Below are 17,840 nucleotides of genomic sequence, written 5' to 3' on the forward strand. Positions count from 1 at the left end.
TGCGGGGCGCACAGCGCCGGAAAAGATGAGGACGGGACGGGACGTAAAGCGAAACTTGCTACACTCGTGGCCGATTTCGTCGCGGATCGAAAGTTTTTTCGACAGCGTTCGTTTTTCGTCGGCGCACGCTCTTCAAGGGTGCGCATTCTACCCCTGACCGCACCACCTCATGACCTCTGCTGGCATCGACCGCAAACAAACCCTGCTGTGGGCCGGCGTGGGCCTTGCCATCCTCGCGCTGCTGTGGCTGCTCGGCCCGGTACTGTCGCCCTTCATGCTGGGCCTGGTGCTGGCCTACATCTTCGAACCGCTGGTCGAGCGGCTGTACCGGCGCGGCGTCCCGCGTACGCTGGCCGTGGTGCTGGTCATCCTGTTGGTGATCGGTATGGTGATCGGTCTCATCCTCATCCTGATACCGATCATCCAGCAGGAAGTGCGCATGCTGATCGAGCGCCTGCCCACCTACCTGACGGCCGCGCATGATCAGCTCGTGCCGTGGGTGAAAGAGCATCTGGGCATCAGGTTGCGGTTCGACGTGGCCAGCCTGCGCGGCTTCATCACGAAGAACTGGACGAGCGCACAGGACTTCGCGATGGTGGCGCTGGAGTACGTGACCAGCCAGGGCGCTGTCATCGTCGGGGTGATTGCCAACGTGCTGCTGACGCCGGTCGTCATGTTTTACCTGATGCGCGACTGGTACAGCCTGCGCGAACGTGTCAGCAGCTTCATCCCGCGCCCGTGGCTCGGTCGCACGTTGCGGATGGCCGACGAAATCGACGTCGTGCTGGCCGAATTCCTGCGCGGTCAGTTGTCGGTGATGGCCGCGCTGGCTGCCTTTTACGGCATCGGTCTGTGGCTGGCCGGCGTCGACTACGCGCTGCCGCTCGGGCTGCTGTCCGGCCTGCTCGGCTTTATTCCCTATGTCGGTTTCTCGGCCGGACTGCTGCTGTCGCTGATGGTGGCCGCATTGCAGTTCCAGGGTTGGCCGCCGGTGATCGGCGTGGCCATCGTGTATGGCGTCGGCCAGGTGCTGGAAAGCTTCCTGCTGACGCCCTGGCTGGTCGGCGAACGCATCGGCCTGCATCCGCTGGCCGTCATTTTCGCGCTGATGGCCTTCGGCCAGCTGTTCGGTTTCGTCGGCGTGCTGGTGGCGCTGCCGGCATCGGCCGCGCTGCTGGTCGGTCTGCGCGAGGTGCGCCGACACTACCTGGCCAGCCAGCTTTACCAGGGCGACTCGCCGAAAATCATCGAGTGATGCGCCAGCTTCTGCTCGACATCCGCCCGATCGCCGCGCCCAGCCTGAACAACTACGTTGCCGGGGCCAACCGCGAACTGCTGGCCCGGCTGCGCAGCACGGCCGCCGGCGAACCCGGGCCGTCCATCTATCTGTGGGGTGAAACCGGCAGCGGCCGCACCCACCTGCTGCGTGCGCTGGCGGCCGAAGCCACGGCACGCGGTCTTTACCTGGATGCCGACCAGGTGAACAACACCGCAGCCGATACGCTCATCGCCGCGCTGCAGGCGACCCGCGCCGGGGTGTGGCTGTTCGACGATATCCGCCTGCTCGAGCCGCTGGCCCAGGGCGCTCTGTTCCGTGCGATCAATCTGGCCGCCGCGCGCGGCATCACTGTGGTGGCCGCAGCCGACAGCGCGCCACGCGAACTGCCGCTGCGCGAAGACCTGCGCACGCGCATCGGCCAGATGCTGGGCTTCCGCATCCAGCCGCTGCAGGATGAGGAGCGCATGGAGCTGCTGCAGGCGCATGCCGCGGCACGCGGCATGAAAGTCGATGTCGACGTATTCGATTACCTGATGCGCCACGGCCGACGCGACATCCGCTCGCTGTTGGGCATCCTTGATCTGCTGGACGAACATTCGCTGACCCGCCAGCGGCCGGTGACCTTGCCGCTGCTGCGTGAAATCATGCAGACCCGACTTCTCTGAACCGGACTTATCACCCATGGAACTGGTGCTTTTCGACCTCGACAACACCCTGCTCGCCGGAGATTCCGACTTCGAGTGGGCGCAATTCCTGATCTCCAGAGGCGTGCTCGACCGCGAGCTGTACGAAGCACGCAATACCACCTTCTTCGAGCAGTACAAGGCCGGCACGCTGGACATCCATGAATTCCTCAACTTCCAGCTGGCTCCGCTGGCGCGCCACCGGCGCCAGGAACTTGACGCCTGGCACGCAGAGTTCATGGCGCAACAGATTCGTCCGCGCCTGACCGACGGCGCTCGCGGCCTGGTCAATGGGCATCTCGAAACCGGTGCGCTGTGCGCGATCGTCACTGCCACAAACAGTTTCATCACCGGGCCGATCGCGCGCGAGCTCGACATTCCGCACCTGATCGCCACCATACCGGCGCAGGTGAATGGCGAATTCACGGGTCAGCCACGCGGCACGCCGGCCTTTCGCGAAGGCAAGGTCGAGCGCGTAGAGCGCTGGCTCGAAGAACTGGGGCTCTACATGGGCAGTTTCCGCCGCACGTCTTTCTACAGCGATTCGCTGAACGACCTGCCGCTGCTGAGCCGGGTCAACCATCCGGTAGCGGTCGATCCGGACCCGACACTGGAAGCCCACGCGCGCGCGAAAGGCTGGCAGATCATGCATCTGCACACTGCGGGCGCCACCGACGGCAGTACCGAGAACGACGACTGAGCGATCACGGCGCGACTGTTTGCGCCGTCGCTATACTGCAGCAGCCACGACCGGATAAATGCCATGGAACGCAATACGCGCCAGCGCAGCGCGATACTGGGATCGATCGAAACCGCCGCCCGGCCATTGTCGCCGGCGGAAATCCACGAGCTGGCACGGACCGACATTCCTGCACTCGGGCTGGCGACTGTCTATCGCAACATCCGCATGCTGATCGACGATGGCCGGCTCCGTGAAGTCGATCTGCCCGGCGAGCCGCCACGCTATGAACTCGCCAATCTGGGTCATCACCACCACTTCAAGTGTCGTCAGTGCGATCGCGTGTTCGACATCATGGAATGTGCCACCGACTGGAACCGTCTCGCCCCGGCCGGCTTTTCGGTCGAAGCACATGACGTGACGCTGTTCGGCCGCTGCGACCAGTGCAGCGGTGACCAGAAAAAGGGCGATGCCGTGCCCGCGCACGTGCATCACCCCGGTCATACGCACGACTGACGGGCCGGCACGGGCCGCCCCGCCCGCACGGTCAGCCCTGCTGACGGCGGCGCATCACGCCGATCAGCCCCAGACCGGCGGCCAGCATCGCCCACGTGCCGGGTTCCGGCACCGGCGCCAGCAGCGTGCCGACTGCAGCTTCGAACACCTCTTCATCCAGACCGCTGTTGAACGCCAGGTAGAACGGTGTCGAGTAGCCAGCGGCGTCGGATGCCCCGATTTCCAGCGTGATGAGATAGGCGGCTGCCGTGGCGGCGCCGTCACCGGAAATCGTGAAGTCGAGGTGGGAGTGAATGTCGCCAGCAGCCGAAACCTGGGCGATCGCGCCGACCGGATCCGTCACGCCGGTCGAGCTGAACAGCGTGTTCGTGCCCAGCACGTCGAGGATGCCGAGGGTCAAGCCGGATGCGGCGGTCGACCAGGCAGCACCGTCCCAGGATTGCAGCACGCCCAGACCACGGTAACGAATGATGGCGCCGACCGGCAGCGCGTCGTCTTCGGAAACGAAACCGGGGTCGTCGGTCGAGAACAGGCCGCCGGCGAAGTCGCGGAAATCGGCTTCGTACAGCACGTAACCGTTGGCAGTGCGCTCGGCCAGACCTTCCGGATCGACGACGATGGCGCCGCCGGCCACGCCCAACTCGACATCACCAGCGTGCAGATGCTGGGCTTGTGCGGCACCTGCTGTCAGGAACAGCGCTGCCGACAGGCCGGCAGCGCGAAGAAGTGGAGCGAAGGACTGCAGATTCATGATGAAGACTCCCGGCAAGGATGATGGGAAAACGCGGTGCAGGAGCGGACGGAGACAGTGCTTGACGACGGTCCACATGCGCTCTTTGTTGATACCGCGTTATTATTATCACAATTTCGACGCCGCGCATCCTCTTCCGGTCCACCATGTTCCGAAAACCCGTTCCATCGCGCAGCGTGCGCCTGCGCTGGTTGCTGTATGCCCACCTGCCGGTGTTATGCCTGCCGTGTCCGCAGGCCATCGCCCAGGTCGAACTGCCGGACGTGACGATCGAGGCCGGGCGTCTGCCCGATAGCCCGGCCGAACCGGGCGGCCGCGCCAGCACGCTGCGCGGCGAAGCGCTACGCGATCGAAAGGCGGGCACGCTGGGCGAAACCCTGAGCGAAGAAGCCGGTGTGCATAACGCATCGTTCGGCACCGGCGTCGGCCTGCCGGTCATCCGCGGGCTGGGCGGGGCACGCGTGAAAGTGCTGAACAACGGCGGCGGCACGCATGACGCCACCACATTCAGCCCGGACCATGCCTCGACCGCCGATACGACGCTGGCCGAAAGCATCCGCATCCTGCGTGGCCCGGCCACCATCCGGTATGGCGGCGGTGCCATCGGCGGCGTGGTCGACGTCAGCGACGAACGCATTCCGACCCGGGTGCCGACCCGCCCGATCAGCGGCACGCTCGACACGAGCTTCAACCGCAATGGTGCCGAGCGCGTGCATGCGCTGCGGCTCGACGGCGGAAATTCGCTGTTTGCGCTGCACGGCAGCGCGCTGAGCCGCGACCGCGGCGACAGCCGCATCGCCGGGTGCGCCATTGACGATGCGGCGGTCGAACAGCAGTTCGGGCTGATCAATACGCGCAACAGTTGCGGCCGGCTCTACAACAGCGACGCGCAATCCGCATCCGGCACGCTGGGCGGCAGCGTGTTCATCGGCAATGCGCTTTTCGGCGCCGCAGTCAACAATGCCTCGAACGAGTACGGCATTCCGCCGGCGCCCGGGCACAGTCACGGCGGCGACGACCGGGTGCGCATCCGCATGGACAACCGGCGGGTGGACACGCGCGCCGAGTGGCTGGGCGAAGGCTGGCTGCAGGCGTTGCGTTACACGGGCGGCCACATCGACTACCGGCACGACGAAATCGACGAAGGCGTCGTGGCAACGACCTTCCGCAACAAGGCGATCGAACAGCGGCTGGAGCTGGAACATGCGTTCGGCAAACACCTGAGCGGCACACTGGGCGTGCATCACCTGCGGCGCGATTTCTCGGCGCTCGGCGAAGAAGCGTTCATCCCGCAGACCGGGCTGCGCAGTTCCGCGGTGTATGCGGTGCAGCGGCTCAAGTGGTCGGACTGGACGCTCGATCTGGGCTGGCGCGGCGAAGTTACCCGCGTGCAGGCCGGCGATCGCGAGCTCGCCGGCGGCTTCGCGGTGAGCTTCCCGGCGCGCCGCTTCAACACGCAGAGCACGTCGGCTGCGCTGAGCTGGCAACTGAGCGAACCGATGTCGCTGACGCTGACCGGCTCGAAGGCGCGCCGCGCGCCCGACATCCACGAGCTGTATTCGCTCGGGCCGCATTTCGCGACCCGCACCTACGACATCGGCGACCCCGACCTGAAGCCGGAAACCGCGCGCTCTGTCGAGCTGGGCGGGCTGTACGAGTCGGACCGCCTCAGGCTGTCGGCGAACCTGTTCGCCAACGACATCGACGACTACATGTTCCAGCGCACGCTGCCGGTTTTCTACGACACCGACGAGGAGCAGTTCCGCTTCGCCTGCGTGCGGCTGGAGGAATGCCTGACGGTCGTGCAGTACACGCAGAGCCGCGCGCGCTTTCGCGGCTTCGAAGCGGAAGCCGCGCTCAAATGGACAGCCACGAAACTGGGCGACATCGAGTGGTCGGTGTTCGGCGACCGCACACGCGGCCAGCTGACCGAACTGAACGAGGACGTACCGCGTCTGCCCGCGTTCCGCGTGGGCAGCCAGCTCGCATTGCGCCAGGGCGCCTGGTCAGGCCGCGTGCGAGTCACCCACCACGCGGCGCAGGACCGGCCTGGCGCCAACGAAACCGCGACCGACGCCCACACGCTGGTCAGCGCCAACTTGAACCACGTGCGCCCGCTCGGCGACGGTCGCACGCTGACGCTGTTCGCGCGTGGCCGCAACCTGCTCGACCGCGAAGCGCGCAACGCCACGTCCTTCCTGCGCAGCTTTTCGCCCGAGCCGGGGCGCAGCGTCGAAGTCGGCCTCAGTCTGACCTTCTGAGCCCGACGCCGACGCTCAAGCTCGGGCGCGGCGCGCCGCCGCGGCGCACAGGCACAGCCCGGCCAGCATCGCCATCCAGGCGGCCGGCTCGGGTACCGGCGCCAGCGCTCGAGCCAGAAAGGCAGTTTCATACTGCGGCATGCTCAGGCCATAGTTGAACACCACATGAAAAGGGTCGGAATCGACGTACAGACCACGACCACCGACCGACGCGGCGTCGGTCAGTTGCAGCGTCACCATATAGGCACCGGTCGCCGCCGCGCCTTCGAGGTACCAGTCGAGATGGGCATGGAAGGCGCCATTGCTGCCGGCGTCATCGATGGTGGCGGTCACCGGGCCGGTGATGCCGCTGCCGCTAAACAGCGTGCCGGCGGAATAGAGGTTGAACGCAGCCGCCGCACCCGGTGGCGCGAGTCGCGGATTGATGAGCGACTGGATGTAGGCATTGGCCACCGCAGGCGGCACGGCACCGAACAGGCGCACCCCGACGCCGCTGTCGGCTGTCGTCCAGGCACCTGATGACGGCGTCCATTGCTGCAGCGTGCCCAGCGCGCGGAAGCCGATGTAGTCACGCGCACCGGCGCTGCCGGACAACGCGCCCGCAAAGGCCTGGAAGCCCGGATCGTCGGTGCTTTTCGGCCCGCCCTCGAAGTCGCCGAAATTAGCCGGGAACAGCGCATGACCGGTCAGATGGTCCAGCGGCTGGATATCGAACGGCAGATCACCAAATGCACCGATGATCAGCTGGCTACCGGAAACGGGACCCTTGTCGAGGCTGATGGCGACATCGACGTGTTGGGCTTGCACGGATACGGCATGCAGCATCAGCAGGGCGACAGCAAGGCGGGGCAGGACGGACATGACGGGAACTCCGATCAGGATGATTGCCTGATGATAACGCATTGCTATTTACAACAGTGCGCAAGCGGCTTATCTTGATATCGCATTCTCGTTAGTGACTATGCATCCCACCCCACCCCGAAGGAGTTGTTTCATGATCAGATCAAGTCTGCTGATGCTGGCCGGCGTGCTGTCGCTCGGCGCCCAGGCCAGCGAACCGCTGCGCGCCGACGAAGGTATCGGTTACTACGTTGCGGTGGATTCGCTGGCGACCATCGCGTCCGGCACCTATGCCGGACAGGCCAATCCGAACCACGGACGTCTCACCTTCCTGTTCGACCACGGCAATCACTTCCACGGCATCGGCGCCTACAGCTACACCGGTCCGGGCAGCGCGCCCATCATCAATGGCACCAACGCCAACAACCGCATCCCGGAAACCTACACGCTGGCCGCTCCCCTGCCCCTGACTCCGGGCAGCGGCGGCTATGCAGGTCTGCTGGTCAGCAGCGTGCTGCCCGAAGCGGCCCTGCAGCGTGAGTACAGCTATCTCGGCATGTCGTCGATCCAGTCGCTGGCCGGCAATCCGGCCGGCAGCGAACGTGATGTGCTGTTCAACAGCAGCAGCGGCCGCTGGAACGACACGCTCGACAACGTGAGCGTTGCGCTCAAGCTCGAATCGATCACGCCGGGCCTGAAGGTGGCCGCCAACGGTGACTCCGACCTGTTCGACACGGGCAACCTCTATCTGCTCGGCGCCGGCAACAGCTTCGATTTCCTGCCGGTGTTCTGGACCGCCGCCGATGCCGCCCCCGGCACCTACAGCGCACAGTTTTCGCTGGTGAATCTGGGCAGCAATCTGTCCGTGCGCGACAGCGGCACCTTCCATTTCGACTTTGCCGTCGCGGCACCGGTGCCCGAACCCGGCACCTGGGCAATGCTGCTTGGCGGCCTGTTCATGATCGGTCTGACCGCCGCTCGCCGCGCCCGCTGAACCTGACCGGGCAGGTCAGCCTGCGCCACCTGCCCGGACGCGGTTCCCCGAACAACACCCCTGTGCCTGCACGCCCACCATGAACAAACGTGTGTACATCCCCATCGCGCCGCCCTGTCCGGTCACGCGCGACGTCAGCGAACCGGAGGATCTGGCGCTCGTACTCGATCCGGACTGCAATCTGGTACGACTTGCGCGGCCGGTGCCTGCCGGGCTGACCGACTATCTGCAGGCGGCATACGCAGCGGGCGCACTGCGCAGTGGCCTGCGTGCCGAACTCGAGCCCGGCGAAACCCTGGCCGCCGCAGCCCTGCCCGATCTGCCGGCACGCGACGCCCTGCGCGAAGAGGTGCGACAGCTGGCATCGCTGCTGGCCGATCTCACCGATTGCCTGAAAGTGGCGCTACGCATCGAGGTACTCGAACGCGCCATGTGCCCGCGCCTGCATGTCGATCATGTGGGTCTGCGCCTGCTGTGCACCTGGATCGGGCCGGCCACCGAATGGCTGGCCGATGCTGACGCCGACCGCAGCCGGCTCGGCACTGACGATGTGATGCCGGATCCGTCGGCGCTGCGCCGGGCCGACGCCGGTGACATCCTCGTACTGAAGGGCGAAGGCTGGCCGGGCAACGCCGGCCACGGTGTGCTCCACCGGTCGCCAGCGCTGACACCGGCGCAACCGCTGCGTATCATCGCGGCGCTCGACGCGCTCTTCCCCGTGTCCTGACATCGCACAGCGGTCTGCGCGACAGACCCCGAATGTCCGGACAAGGCCGGCGCCGTCACCCGACCTACTGCCCGGACGACCGACATGCCCGCCATCCTTCCCGTCACCCTGCTGTCAGGCTTGCCCGGCGCAGGCAAAACCACGCTGCTCAGGCAGCTTCGCGCACAGTCCGTCGGCCGGCGCATCGGCCTCATCGTCAATGAACTGCGCAGCGTGGATATTGCGGCAACCGGCGATCCGGCAACCGGCGCTGCGCCGGACGACGTCCTTGTCTGCCTGTCGCCGCCGGACATGCAGGCCGCCGCGGCGCACTTCGCTCAAGCCGGTTTCGACGCGCTGGTCGTCGAACCCTCCGGTTTTTCCGAACCGACCGGCATGCTGGAAACCTTCGGTGCCGCACTGGGTGAGCAGGCCCGTTTCGACACCCTGGTCACGGTGATCGATGCGTGGAACTTCTACCGCGACTATTTCAGCCGCGACACCGTCGCGCAGCGGGTCGCCGCCCACGGCGCACCGACCGGGAATGACCAGCGCGCGGTGATCGACGTACTGCTCGACCAGGTCGAATTCGCCGACGTGATCGTGCTGAACAAATGCGATCTGGTGAATGATCAGCAGCGCGGCATCCTGCTGGGCATGCTGCGCGCACTCAATCCGCGGGCGGAACTGATCGAGGCCACTCACGGCCGGGTCGCCCCGGCGAGCGTGCTCGGCACCGGGCGTTTCGATCCCGACACCACGGCCCGGGCCGCCGGCTGGATGCAGCTGATGCGCGGCTCACCCGTTCCCGAAACGCCCGCCTTCGGCATCCGCAGCTTCACCTGGCAGGCGCGCCGGCCCTTCCATCCGATGCGCTTTGCGCAGCTGATCCACGAAAAATGGCGCGGCGTACTGCGCAGCAAGGGCTATTTCTGGCTCGCCAGCCGCAACGGGCACATCGGTGAATGGGAACAGGGTGGCGCGATCAGCCGCCTGCGCTCGGGTGGGCACTGGTGGTGTTTCACGCGCGAGGAGGAGTGGCCGAACGACGCGGATCACCTCGCCCATATCCGGTCAAGCTGGGACGAAACGTGGGGCGATCGCCGTCAGGAACTCGTGTTCATCGGCATGGGCATGGACGAAGCCGCACTGAAACGCCGCTTCGAAGAGTGCCTGCTGACCGACGAGGAGATGGCCTTCGGCGAAGACGCATGGGCCAATCTGACGGATCCCCTGCCGGCGTGGCACGAGGATCACGATGAAGATGGGCAAGGCGACCACCCGGGCAACACCCCCGGGCCGGATCGCCACTGATGACGGTCAGCCGCCCGGCACGCCGGTGCGATTGACCTGGCTGTAGAAAATCTTCTGGTTGTGCAGGCTGCCGAGCAGCTCGTTCAATTCGCGGATCTGATCGTCGTTGGCACGGCTTTCTTCGCTGTTGGCGTCACCGCTGGCCAGCACGACATGCGCCAGGATGCCGATCCGCTCGCGCACCGCCTCTTCGATGAGATCAATCTGATGGATCGTAAGCTGGAACGACTTCTGGTGTTTCGACATGGTTCGGCTCCCGGGAGTGGCGCAATGCGACAAGCGTAGCGCGAATCGCCTGCGCGTGTGTTCCACGCGGCACGCAGCCGCGCGTGATTGCCTCCAATCCTGCCGGCCGGGTCGCCCGATTGCCTCTCCGGCCCTTGTGTTTGTGCGGAATACGGATGCAACATGGCAATGCAATGTGGTGCCGTGTGGGCAAATCTGTGCTGCCCCGGTACGCCACCTGACACATGCGGTGTCCGCAGTAACGCGAGCGCGGCCGCTGCACGACGAGCAGAGGACACCGGACGCCGTGGCTACGAAGCTTCACGAGGGCACACTAGACAACACCCCGGTCGGCTCGGACGATCAGGATCCGGACAGCTCGTTCTTCCGTACCTTGCTCGACAAGATGCCCGACGGCGTATTCATTGCGCAGGACTACCGCTTCGTCTTCGCCAACGCCGCCCTGCCCCGCATGCTGGGCTATACGCACGACGAATTCGTCGGCCTGTCCTTCGCGGCAGTGATCCCGCCCGAAATACTCGAATCCTGGAACGAACGCTTCCGCGCCCGCATCGGCGAAGGCGAAGAGCCGCCGAACACCTGCGAAGTCCGCTTCCTGTACAAGGGCGGCCAGCGAAAGCTGCCGATCGAACTGACTGCCAACCGCCTGATGTTCGGCGGCCGGCGCAGCGTGCTGGGCATCGTGCGCGACATTTCAAGCCGCAAGCGCACCCAGGAAGCCCTGCGCGAAAGCGAAGAGCGCTTTCGCGGCAGTTTCGAGCAGGCGGCCGTCGGCATGGCCATGGTGGATCTCGACGGCCGCTTTCTCAGCGTGAATCCGAAGCTGTGCCGCATCCTCGACTATCCGGCCACCGCGCTGCACGAACTCACCTTCCAGCAGATCACGCATCCGGACGATCTCGACGCCAATATTGAGCTGATGAATGGCTTGCTGCGCGGCGACCATGCCACCTACACGATCGAAAAGCGCTATCTGCGCGGCGACGGCGGCGTGCGCTGGGCGCGGCTGACCGTTTCGCTGATGCGTGAAGCCGATGACACGCCCTCGCACTTCATCGCCGTGATCGAGGACATACACGATCAACGCATGGCTCAGGCGGCGCTGGCCGACAGCGAATTGCGCCATCGCCTGCTGATGCACAATCTGCATGCCGGCCTCCTGATCTGCACACCTGACGCACGCATCACCTACGGCAACCCGGAAGTCTCGCGCATGCTGCGCACCGACCCCAAGGCGCTGATCGGCAAATCTGTCCCGGAGCTGGGCTGTACCTTCCGCGACGAGCACGGCAACCCGCTGTCACTGGAGAACGACCTGATCCAGCGCGTGCGACATTCCGGCCGCGAACTGACCGATCTGGTGATGAGCATCCATCGTTCGGGCGACGTCGCGCCTGTCTGGGCGCTGGTGCATGCCTATCCCGAGTTCGATACTTCACGCCGCTTTTCGCGCATCGTGCTGATGTTCATCGACATCACGGATCGCAAGCGGCTGGAAGCCGAACTGCTGGCCGACCGACAGATGAAGGCGGCCGCGCTCGATGCCATGACCTCGCATGTCGCGGTACTCGACCGGCAGGGCGTCATCGTCGAAACCAACGCAAGCTGGGAGCGTTTTGCCGAGCGCGGCGGCTACTTCGGCGGCAAGTCGTTCAATGGCGTGAATTACCTCGACGTGCTGGCGCATGTCACCGGGCCGGACGAGACATTTGCCAAAGCCGCGGGCGACGGCATCAAAGCCGTCATGGCCGGGCGCAGTCAGCTGTTCCAGATGGATTACCCCTGTCATTGCCCGAGCGAGCGGCAGTGGTTTGCGATGAAGGTGACCCCGATGGACGCGCAGCGCGAGCGCGTGCTCATCAGTCACGAAAACATCACCAGCATCAAGCTGGCCGAAGAAGCGATCCGCATTCTGGCCAACACCGATGCGCTGACCGGCCTCGCGAACCGGCGACACTTTCTCGAAACTGCGGAAGAGGAATTTGCGCGTGCGCAGCGCTACACCACGCCACTCGCGGTGCTGATGGCCGATCTCGACTTTTTCAAGGCGATCAATGACCGCTACGGTCACGCTGGCGGCGACACCGTGCTGCGCCATTTCGCAATCAGCTTGTCCAGCCTGCTGCGCGATTCCGACTCGGCCGGGCGCGTCGGCGGCGAGGAATTTGCCGTACTGCTGCCGCACACATCGCTTGATGGCGCACGGGCCTTCGCCGAGCGCCTGATGGAATGCATCGCGGCCACGCCGCCCGATATCGACGGCGCCCTCGCGCTCTACACGGTGAGCATCGGCATCAGCGAAATCGGCCCCGGCAGCAAGGATTTCTCCGCCCTTCTGCGATGCGCCGACGATGCGCTCTACCGCGCTAAGCACAAGGGCCGCAATCGCTACGAGGTACTCGTCGGCCCGGACGGCGGCCGGCCCGCCGGCAACTGAGCCGCAAGCGTCCTCAAACGGGCGCGCGGCCAGTCGCTCACGCCACCTGCCGGGCCGCACGGCACGCCACCGTGGCACGCAGCGTGCGTGCCAGCGATTGCAGCGAGCCGCCCGCCTGATAGCTGAAACTCACGTCGAGCACCTCGCCGGCCTTCAGGCTGATCGGCGCATCGAGCGGCAGCACGAGGTAGTCATTCAGCCAGTCCACCGTATCGCGTTCGGCGGCGCGGATCGCGAGAATGTTCTTGGTGACGAAGCGCAGTGCATTCACCGGGCCGTCCTGCTCCATCGTGAAGCTACCGGTCCAGCGGATGTCCGGCGACACGCTGTCGTCGAAGTCGAGCACGCTGTAGACCTGCGGTGCGGCCAGTTCCAGCGACCCTTCATGCACCGCGCCCACGCGCTGGAACTGCATGATCGGTGCCTGGAAGCCGAAGAAATCATAGGTTTGCTGCAGCGGCTGCACCGCCATCACGGCCGCGGTCGGAATGAATACAGGCAGGCGGTCTCCGAAGCGCGCGCGGTAGCGAGCCTTGAAGGCATTGATCACCTCGACCTGCTTCTCGCGCAGCATGCCGACGTGGATCATTTCGCAGATCACGACATCGACCGGTTCTGGCGGCAGGTACTCGAAGGCGTCGCCATGCACCACCTCGACCTTGTGCCCATTGGCGTTGTGCGCCAGCAGGCGGCGCGCCTCGGTCACCATGTCAGGGTTGTATTCCACACACCACACCTTGCTCGCGTTCGCCGCCGCAAAGCAGGACAGCACGCCGGTGCCGCCACCCAGTTCGAGCACGCGCGCCCCCGGGAATACCACGTGCTCGATGGCCGCCTTGAAATTGGCCATCCGGTTGGCGTCCATCAGCATGTTGTGGTGGTAGTGCAGCGGAATGAACTGGCCCAGGTAATGCGGCTCCGCAATCTCCTCGCGCAGCACGGCCTCTGACGAGGAATCGGCCTGCGGGCGCAGGAATCGGACTGCAGGTTCCATCAAAGACATGTCGAGCCCCTTCACGAAATCGTTGGTTCGGCCTGGATCGACGCGCCCTTGCCGGTCGAGCGAGCCGTCGGATCAGGTTTGCCGGCAACATCTGCCGGAAACTGGCCGCCGGAGACCGGAGCGCCGTCACCGGCGGCCGTTGCGGCCGGTGACGAGCTCTCCTTTGCAGCAACCGTGCCAGCTGCGGTGGCCGCAGCCGCCGCAGGCATGGTGCGAGGGGCGAACAGCGATGGCCAGCCGAGCGCCCAAGCAGTGCAACTTGATTCGGAGAAAATCGTCGGGGAATGCGAGTCAGGGATACTGCAGGGACAACAAAAAAGCGCCCCGCGAGGCGCTTGTTTGCTTGATGTCTGGCGGAGAGGGTGGGATTCGAACCCACGGTAGACTTGCGCCTACGCCTGATTTCGAGTCAGGTACATTCGACCACTCTGCCACCTCTCCGGGGTACTGCGGCACTTCATGGTCGTGAAGCGGCGCGCAGTGTAGCACAGGGTGCGCGGCGCCGGAAAAGCGGGCGCGCGCATTTGTGCCGCGTCGTCGTTCAGGCGCCGATGCGTTCCACACCACCCATCCACGGACGCAGCGCGGGCGGGACGACGACCGAGCCGTCGGCCTGCTGATAGTTCTCCAGGATCGCCACCAGCGTGCGGCCGACCGCCAGGCCGGAGCCATTGAGCGTGTGCAGGATTTCGTTCTTGCCCTGTTCGTTCTTGAAGCGCGCCTGCATGCGGCGGGCCTGAAAGGTTTCGAAATTGGAGCAGGACGAAATTTCGCGATAGGTGTTCTGCGCCGGCAGCCACACCTCAAGGTCGTAGGTCTTGGCAGCGCCAAACCCCATGTCGCCGGTGCACAGCGCGATCTTGCGGTAAGGCAGTTCGAGCCGCTGCAGGATGGTTTCCGCGTGGCCGGTCAGCGCTTCGAGCGCCGCCCAGGACTGGTCGGGCGTGACGATCTGTACCAGTTCCACCTTGTCGAACTGATGCTGGCGGATCATGCCGCGTGTGTCGCGCCCGTACGAACCGGCTTCGGAGCGGAAGCACGGCGTGTGGCAGACGAACTTCAGCGGCAGGCTGGCGGCCGACTGCACCGTGTCGCGCACGATATTGGTCACCGGCACTTCGGCAGTCGGAATAAGGTAGAACTTGCTGCCGTCGCCACGCGGCACGGCGAACAGGTCTTCCTCGAATTTGGGCAACTGACCGGTCCCGAACATGCTTTCCGCGTTGACCAGATAGGGCGCGTAAAGCTCGGTGTAGCCATGTTCCAGCGTGTGCGTGTCGAGCATGAACTGGGCGAGCGCGCGGTGCATGCGGGCGATGCCGCCGCGCAGCAGCGTGAAGCGCGCGCCGCTTATCTTGGTCGCGGTTTCGAAGTCGAGACCGCCGAGCGCCGTGCCGACGTCGACATGGTCCTTCACCTCGAAATCGAAGCTGCGCGGTGTACCCCAGCGCAGCACTTCGACGTTGTCCGCCTCGGACTTGCCGACCGGCACCGATTCGTGCGGCAGATTGGGCAACGAGGCCACGAAAGCCTGCATATCGGCCAGCACTGCGGCCAGCCGCTCTTCGCCGGCCTTCAGGGCGTCGCCCAGCCCGGCCACTTCGGCCATCACCGACGACGTGTCTTCGCCCTTCGCCTTCAGCTGGCCGATCTGCTTCGACGCGGCATTGCGTCGGGCCTGCAGGTCCTGGGTATCGGTCTGGATGCGCTTGCGTTCCTCTTCCAGCGACTGGAAGCGCGCGGCGTCCAGCGTGTAACCGCGCGTGGCGAGGCGTTCCTGAACGAAAGCGAGCTGGCTGCGCAGCAGTTGGGCGTCTAGCATGAATGTGAACCTGTGGCGGTGGAGTCGGAACGCGAGCACGCTTGCCGGGCCACCACACACGGCGTGTGCAGGGCGTTCCGGCACGATCATCGCGCACACGTTGCAACACAAAATTCTAACAGCGACCACCGCCTGCAACGGTATAGTAAGGCTGCCTTTTCCTTCTCACGCAATCGTCATGCTTTCACTTCGAGACTGTCTCGATCACAGCAATCTGAGCGAACTGGAAGTCGGCGTGCTCGCCGACTACACCGGTCTGCCAACCATGCTCGCCGCCACGCTGGCCGGTGCAATGCTGCAAAGCGAAGGCGGTGCCGACCTGATGCTGCGCATCCTGCAGGATGCCGACACGCAGGCGTCAGAGCGCCTCGACCTCGATCAGCGCGCACGCACCAAGGCTGCGATCGAACGCTTCTGCACCGTGCATCGTCCCGAGTTGCACTGAGGCCACAAATGCCCGCGCGAGCGGCGCTCGCTCCCACAAAAACCGCGGCTGAACGGTGGACGCGACTGACCTGTCGAGGCAACCCGCCCTTGAGGCGACCCACCGTGGCAGCGACCGAACTGTGGGAGCGACCGCCCGGTCTCGATCCGCACGTCGCCCGGGGTCGTTACCCGAGCGAACGCTTGCGGCTCAGCGCGCCGATGAGGGCGAGCCCGGCTGCGAACAGGGCCCAGACGCCCGGTTCGGGCACCGCGGTGACGGTCAGCGATATGTTGTCGATGCCGGTGTTGAAGCTGTCCGGGCCGAATCGCAGCACGAGTCCGTTGGCGCTCGATACGCCGGGCATGAAGCTGATCGGCGTCAGGCCGGCGTCGAAGGCGCCGGAGCTCCACAACGTGTCGCCGGTGAGCAGATCGAGCACCACGGCGGATGAGCCGTCATTGCGGTTCAGGTAATCGCCGAAATCCATCGAGTTCAGCGTGACGATGTGACCGCTCCCTGGCGTGAAGGTGAATTCAGCGCTGTACAGCGAAGCATTCAAACCGCCCCACGCAACATCCACCAGACCACTGTAGCCCGCCGACCAGAAATTCAGGCTCGATGCAGACGTTTGACCGGTGCTCGCCACCAGCGATCGATGCGACACGTCGAGCACGCCGGCGATATCGCCGTAGCTCTGGCCGATGGCCACGCCGTTCGAGCAGACCTGGTTACCGTCGTTGCCGCAGATGTTGCCGGAGAAATCGAGCAGCACGCCTGTAGCGGCTGCAGCCGGTGCGGATGCCAGCAGCGCGGTCAATCCGAGCGTGGCAAACAGGGTCGGAATCCGGTGATACGTCATGAAGCGCTCCTTGTGGGCCTGAAGGTGTGTCACGCCAGCAAAAAGCAGGCCGTAGCGCGCAAGTGATTGAAATACATACGGTTTGCTCGTCATGTTGCGCGCGAGCTGTAAAGTCGGGCGACACCTGCCCTGCACGGGCTGTAGTGCACGCACTACACAACATTCACATCTGTCGTGATACCGGGTCGGTGCATGGCTGCCTAGCATGGGCACCATGAACCGGCCAGCGAACCTTCCGATGATGTCGCAACGCAAGCGCGGCTTCCGGCTGGGCGTCTATGTGTTCAAGGACGCCGAGATCGTCGACTTCACCGCGCCGCACGGGGTGTTTTCGGTGGCGCGGCGGTTCGACCCGGAACTGGACGTGTTCCTGATCGCCGATGCGATGCGGCCGGTGCAGGCGCAGGCGGGTTTCACCGTACTGCCCAACTACAGCTTCGCCGACCAGCCGGCGATGGATGCCTTCCTGATTCCCGGCGGCGCCGGCACGCGGCAGGAAACCTGGAACACGCGGCTGCACGACTACATCGACGCCCTGCCCTCGACCTGCCTGCTGACCAGCGTGTGCACCGGCTCGTGGATCTACGGCCACATGGGCCTGCTCGACGGCATTCCGGCGACCAACCGCAAGGAACCGGACCGGCTTGAAGCGTCACATCTGGGCAAGGTGCCGATCGACCGCCTGGCCGAAATCGCGCCCGCCTGCCGCATTTCGCGCGCCCGCGTGGTGGACGCCGGCCGCATCGTGACCGCCGGCGGCATCGCCTCGGGCATGGAACTGGGCTTTCACCTGCTGCGCCGCGCCGGCTACGACGAAGGCTTCAGCCGCGAAGTGGCGCGCTGCATGGAATACACCGCCGCCTACGACACCTACGCACACGACATCGAATACGCCCCCAACCCGGTTCCGTGCCACGCGAAGCCAGAGCCGCAATCAACGCATTCGCCGCAATCAACGCTTTCTCAGTCAGTACCGCAGCCCGTCCCACTTTCCCAGCCCGCCCCTCTTTCCCAGTAAGCCCC

At 65.2% G+C, this 17,840-nt stretch carries 17 protein-coding genes and 1 tRNA gene; 11 read left to right on the forward strand and 7 right to left on the reverse strand.

Going from position 1 to position 17,840, the window contains the following annotated elements:
• The first annotated feature begins 169 nt into the window (after positions 1-169).
• The 4 genes from Q8R75_RS06930 to Q8R75_RS06945 all read left to right on the forward strand — a co-directional run bounded on the left by Q8R75_RS06930 (position 170) and on the right by Q8R75_RS06945 (position 3,157).
• On the forward strand, positions 170-1,255 hold the full coding sequence (locus tag Q8R75_RS06930; protein ID WP_305613491.1) for an AI-2E family transporter: 1,086 nt from the start codon (positions 170-172) through the stop codon (positions 1,253-1,255).
• Positions 1,255-1,944, forward strand: coding sequence for a DnaA regulatory inactivator Hda (gene hda / locus Q8R75_RS06935; protein ID WP_305613492.1), 690 nt, complete (start codon positions 1,255-1,257; stop codon positions 1,942-1,944). Before Q8R75_RS06930 ends, hda begins: the two co-directional genes overlap by 1 nt.
• Before the next feature lie 16 nt (positions 1,945-1,960).
• Entirely contained in the window at positions 1,961-2,662 is a 702-nt protein-coding gene (locus Q8R75_RS06940) for an HAD family phosphatase (protein ID WP_305613493.1), read from the forward strand.
• Between the two features lie 63 nt (positions 2,663-2,725).
• On the forward strand, positions 2,726-3,157 hold the full coding sequence (locus tag Q8R75_RS06945; protein ID WP_305613494.1) for a transcriptional repressor: 432 nt from the start codon (positions 2,726-2,728) through the stop codon (positions 3,155-3,157).
• Between the two features lie 31 nt (positions 3,158-3,188).
• Here Q8R75_RS06945 and Q8R75_RS06950 read toward each other — a convergent pair whose 3' ends face one another.
• Entirely contained in the window at positions 3,189-3,908 is a 720-nt protein-coding gene (locus Q8R75_RS06950) for a PEP-CTERM sorting domain-containing protein (RefSeq protein ID WP_305613495.1), read from the reverse strand.
• A gap of 146 nt (positions 3,909-4,054) precedes the next feature.
• Between Q8R75_RS06950 and Q8R75_RS06955 the strand changes: the two genes are divergently transcribed.
• Complete coding sequence (locus tag Q8R75_RS06955) at positions 4,055-6,169, forward strand: TonB-dependent receptor (protein WP_305613496.1); 2,115 nt, start codon at positions 4,055-4,057, stop codon at positions 6,167-6,169.
• A gap of 15 nt (positions 6,170-6,184) precedes the next feature.
• On the opposite strand, the gene Q8R75_RS06960 is transcribed toward Q8R75_RS06955, so the two are convergent.
• Positions 6,185-7,030, reverse strand: coding sequence for a PEP-CTERM sorting domain-containing protein (locus tag Q8R75_RS06960; protein ID WP_305613497.1), 846 nt, complete (start codon positions 7,028-7,030; stop codon positions 6,185-6,187).
• 133 nt (positions 7,031-7,163) lie between these two features.
• On the opposite strand from Q8R75_RS06960, the gene Q8R75_RS06965 reads away from it, so the two are divergent.
• From Q8R75_RS06965 to Q8R75_RS06975, 3 genes are all read left to right on the forward strand, one after another.
• Complete coding sequence (locus Q8R75_RS06965) at positions 7,164-8,003, forward strand: all3515 family Zur-repressed PEP-CTERM protein (protein ID WP_305613498.1); 840 nt, start codon at positions 7,164-7,166, stop codon at positions 8,001-8,003.
• Positions 8,004-8,082: 79 nt separating this feature from the next.
• The gene (locus tag Q8R75_RS06970; protein ID WP_305613499.1) at positions 8,083-8,730 is read left to right on the forward strand and encodes a DUF1826 domain-containing protein; all 648 of its coding nucleotides are present in this window, start codon (positions 8,083-8,085) and stop codon (positions 8,728-8,730) included.
• An 84-nt stretch (positions 8,731-8,814) separates the two neighbouring features.
• Entirely contained in the window at positions 8,815-10,023 is a 1,209-nt protein-coding gene (locus Q8R75_RS06975; RefSeq protein ID WP_305613500.1) for a GTP-binding protein, read from the forward strand.
• A 6-nt stretch (positions 10,024-10,029) separates the two neighbouring features.
• Here the strand turns inward: Q8R75_RS06975 and Q8R75_RS06980 are convergent, their stop codons facing one another.
• Complete coding sequence (locus Q8R75_RS06980) at positions 10,030-10,269, reverse strand: hypothetical protein (RefSeq protein WP_305613501.1); 240 nt, start codon at positions 10,267-10,269, stop codon at positions 10,030-10,032.
• 286 nt (positions 10,270-10,555) lie between these two features.
• On the opposite strand from Q8R75_RS06980, the gene Q8R75_RS06985 reads away from it, so the two are divergent.
• On the forward strand, positions 10,556-12,706 hold the full coding sequence (locus Q8R75_RS06985; protein WP_305613502.1) for a PAS domain S-box protein: 2,151 nt from the start codon (positions 10,556-10,558) through the stop codon (positions 12,704-12,706).
• A 37-nt stretch (positions 12,707-12,743) separates the two neighbouring features.
• Here the strand turns inward: Q8R75_RS06985 and Q8R75_RS06990 are convergent, their stop codons facing one another.
• From Q8R75_RS06990 to serS, 3 genes are all read right to left on the reverse strand, one after another.
• On the reverse strand, positions 12,744-13,700 hold the full coding sequence (locus Q8R75_RS06990; RefSeq protein WP_305626735.1) for a methyltransferase domain-containing protein: 957 nt from the start codon (positions 13,698-13,700) through the stop codon (positions 12,744-12,746).
• Between the two features lie 360 nt (positions 13,701-14,060).
• Positions 14,061-14,150: transfer RNA gene (locus tag Q8R75_RS06995), tRNA-Ser, on the reverse strand.
• A gap of 100 nt (positions 14,151-14,250) precedes the next feature.
• Positions 14,251-15,531, reverse strand: coding sequence for a serine--tRNA ligase (gene serS, locus Q8R75_RS07000; protein WP_305663553.1), 1,281 nt, complete (start codon positions 15,529-15,531; stop codon positions 14,251-14,253).
• Between the two features lie 178 nt (positions 15,532-15,709).
• Between serS and Q8R75_RS07005 the strand changes: the two genes are divergently transcribed.
• Positions 15,710-15,976: a hypothetical protein gene (locus Q8R75_RS07005; protein WP_305611530.1), complete on the forward strand. Its 267-nt coding sequence runs from the start codon at positions 15,710-15,712 to the stop codon at positions 15,974-15,976.
• A 166-nt stretch (positions 15,977-16,142) separates the two neighbouring features.
• Here the strand turns inward: Q8R75_RS07005 and Q8R75_RS07010 are convergent, their stop codons facing one another.
• Positions 16,143-16,817, reverse strand: coding sequence for a PEP-CTERM sorting domain-containing protein (locus tag Q8R75_RS07010; RefSeq protein ID WP_305611528.1), 675 nt, complete (start codon positions 16,815-16,817; stop codon positions 16,143-16,145).
• 214 nt (positions 16,818-17,031) lie between these two features.
• Here Q8R75_RS07010 and Q8R75_RS07015 point away from each other — a divergent pair, with 214 nt between their 5' ends.
• Positions 17,032-17,835 (forward strand): DJ-1/PfpI family protein, encoded by an 804-nt coding sequence (locus tag Q8R75_RS07015; RefSeq protein ID WP_305611527.1) that lies wholly within the window; start codon positions 17,032-17,034, stop codon positions 17,833-17,835.
• Positions 17,836-17,840 lie beyond the last annotated feature (5 nt).

Source organism: Methyloversatilis sp., assembly GCF_030696805.1.
In the GTDB taxonomy this organism is placed as follows: domain Bacteria; phylum Pseudomonadota; class Gammaproteobacteria; order Burkholderiales; family Rhodocyclaceae; genus Methyloversatilis.

Excerpts from the sequence above, each read along its gene's own strand:
- Q8R75_RS06955 (WP_305613496.1), top strand. The coding sequence starts at position 4,055 with ATGTTCCGAAAACCCGTTCCATCGCGCAGCGTGCGCCTGCGCTGGTTG.
- Q8R75_RS06970 (WP_305613499.1), top strand. The coding sequence starts at position 8,083 with ATGAACAAACGTGTGTACATCCCCATCGCGCCGCCCTGTCCGGTCACG.
- Q8R75_RS06940 (WP_305613493.1), top strand. The coding sequence starts at position 1,961 with ATGGAACTGGTGCTTTTCGACCTCGACAACACCCTGCTCGCCGGAGAT.
- Q8R75_RS07010 (WP_305611528.1), bottom strand. The coding sequence starts at position 16,817 with ATGACGTATCACCGGATTCCGACCCTGTTTGCCACGCTCGGATTGACC.
- Q8R75_RS06990 (WP_305626735.1), bottom strand. The coding sequence starts at position 13,700 with ATGGAACCTGCAGTCCGATTCCTGCGCCCGCAGGCCGATTCCTCGTCA.
- Q8R75_RS06930 (WP_305613491.1), top strand. The coding sequence starts at position 170 with ATGACCTCTGCTGGCATCGACCGCAAACAAACCCTGCTGTGGGCCGGC.
- hda (WP_305613492.1), top strand. The coding sequence starts at position 1,255 with ATGCGCCAGCTTCTGCTCGACATCCGCCCGATCGCCGCGCCCAGCCTG.
- Q8R75_RS07005 (WP_305611530.1), top strand. The coding sequence starts at position 15,710 with ATGCTTTCACTTCGAGACTGTCTCGATCACAGCAATCTGAGCGAACTG.
- Q8R75_RS06950 (WP_305613495.1), bottom strand. The coding sequence starts at position 3,908 with ATGAATCTGCAGTCCTTCGCTCCACTTCTTCGCGCTGCCGGCCTGTCG.
- Q8R75_RS06945 (WP_305613494.1), top strand. The coding sequence starts at position 2,726 with ATGGAACGCAATACGCGCCAGCGCAGCGCGATACTGGGATCGATCGAA.
- Q8R75_RS06975 (WP_305613500.1), top strand. The coding sequence starts at position 8,815 with ATGCCCGCCATCCTTCCCGTCACCCTGCTGTCAGGCTTGCCCGGCGCA.
- Q8R75_RS06980 (WP_305613501.1), bottom strand. The coding sequence starts at position 10,269 with ATGTCGAAACACCAGAAGTCGTTCCAGCTTACGATCCATCAGATTGAT.
- Q8R75_RS07015 (WP_305611527.1), top strand. The coding sequence starts at position 17,032 with ATGAACCGGCCAGCGAACCTTCCGATGATGTCGCAACGCAAGCGCGGC.
- Q8R75_RS06965 (WP_305613498.1), top strand. The coding sequence starts at position 7,164 with ATGATCAGATCAAGTCTGCTGATGCTGGCCGGCGTGCTGTCGCTCGGC.
- serS (WP_305663553.1), bottom strand. The coding sequence starts at position 15,531 with ATGCTAGACGCCCAACTGCTGCGCAGCCAGCTCGCTTTCGTTCAGGAA.
- Q8R75_RS06960 (WP_305613497.1), bottom strand. The coding sequence starts at position 7,030 with ATGTCCGTCCTGCCCCGCCTTGCTGTCGCCCTGCTGATGCTGCATGCC.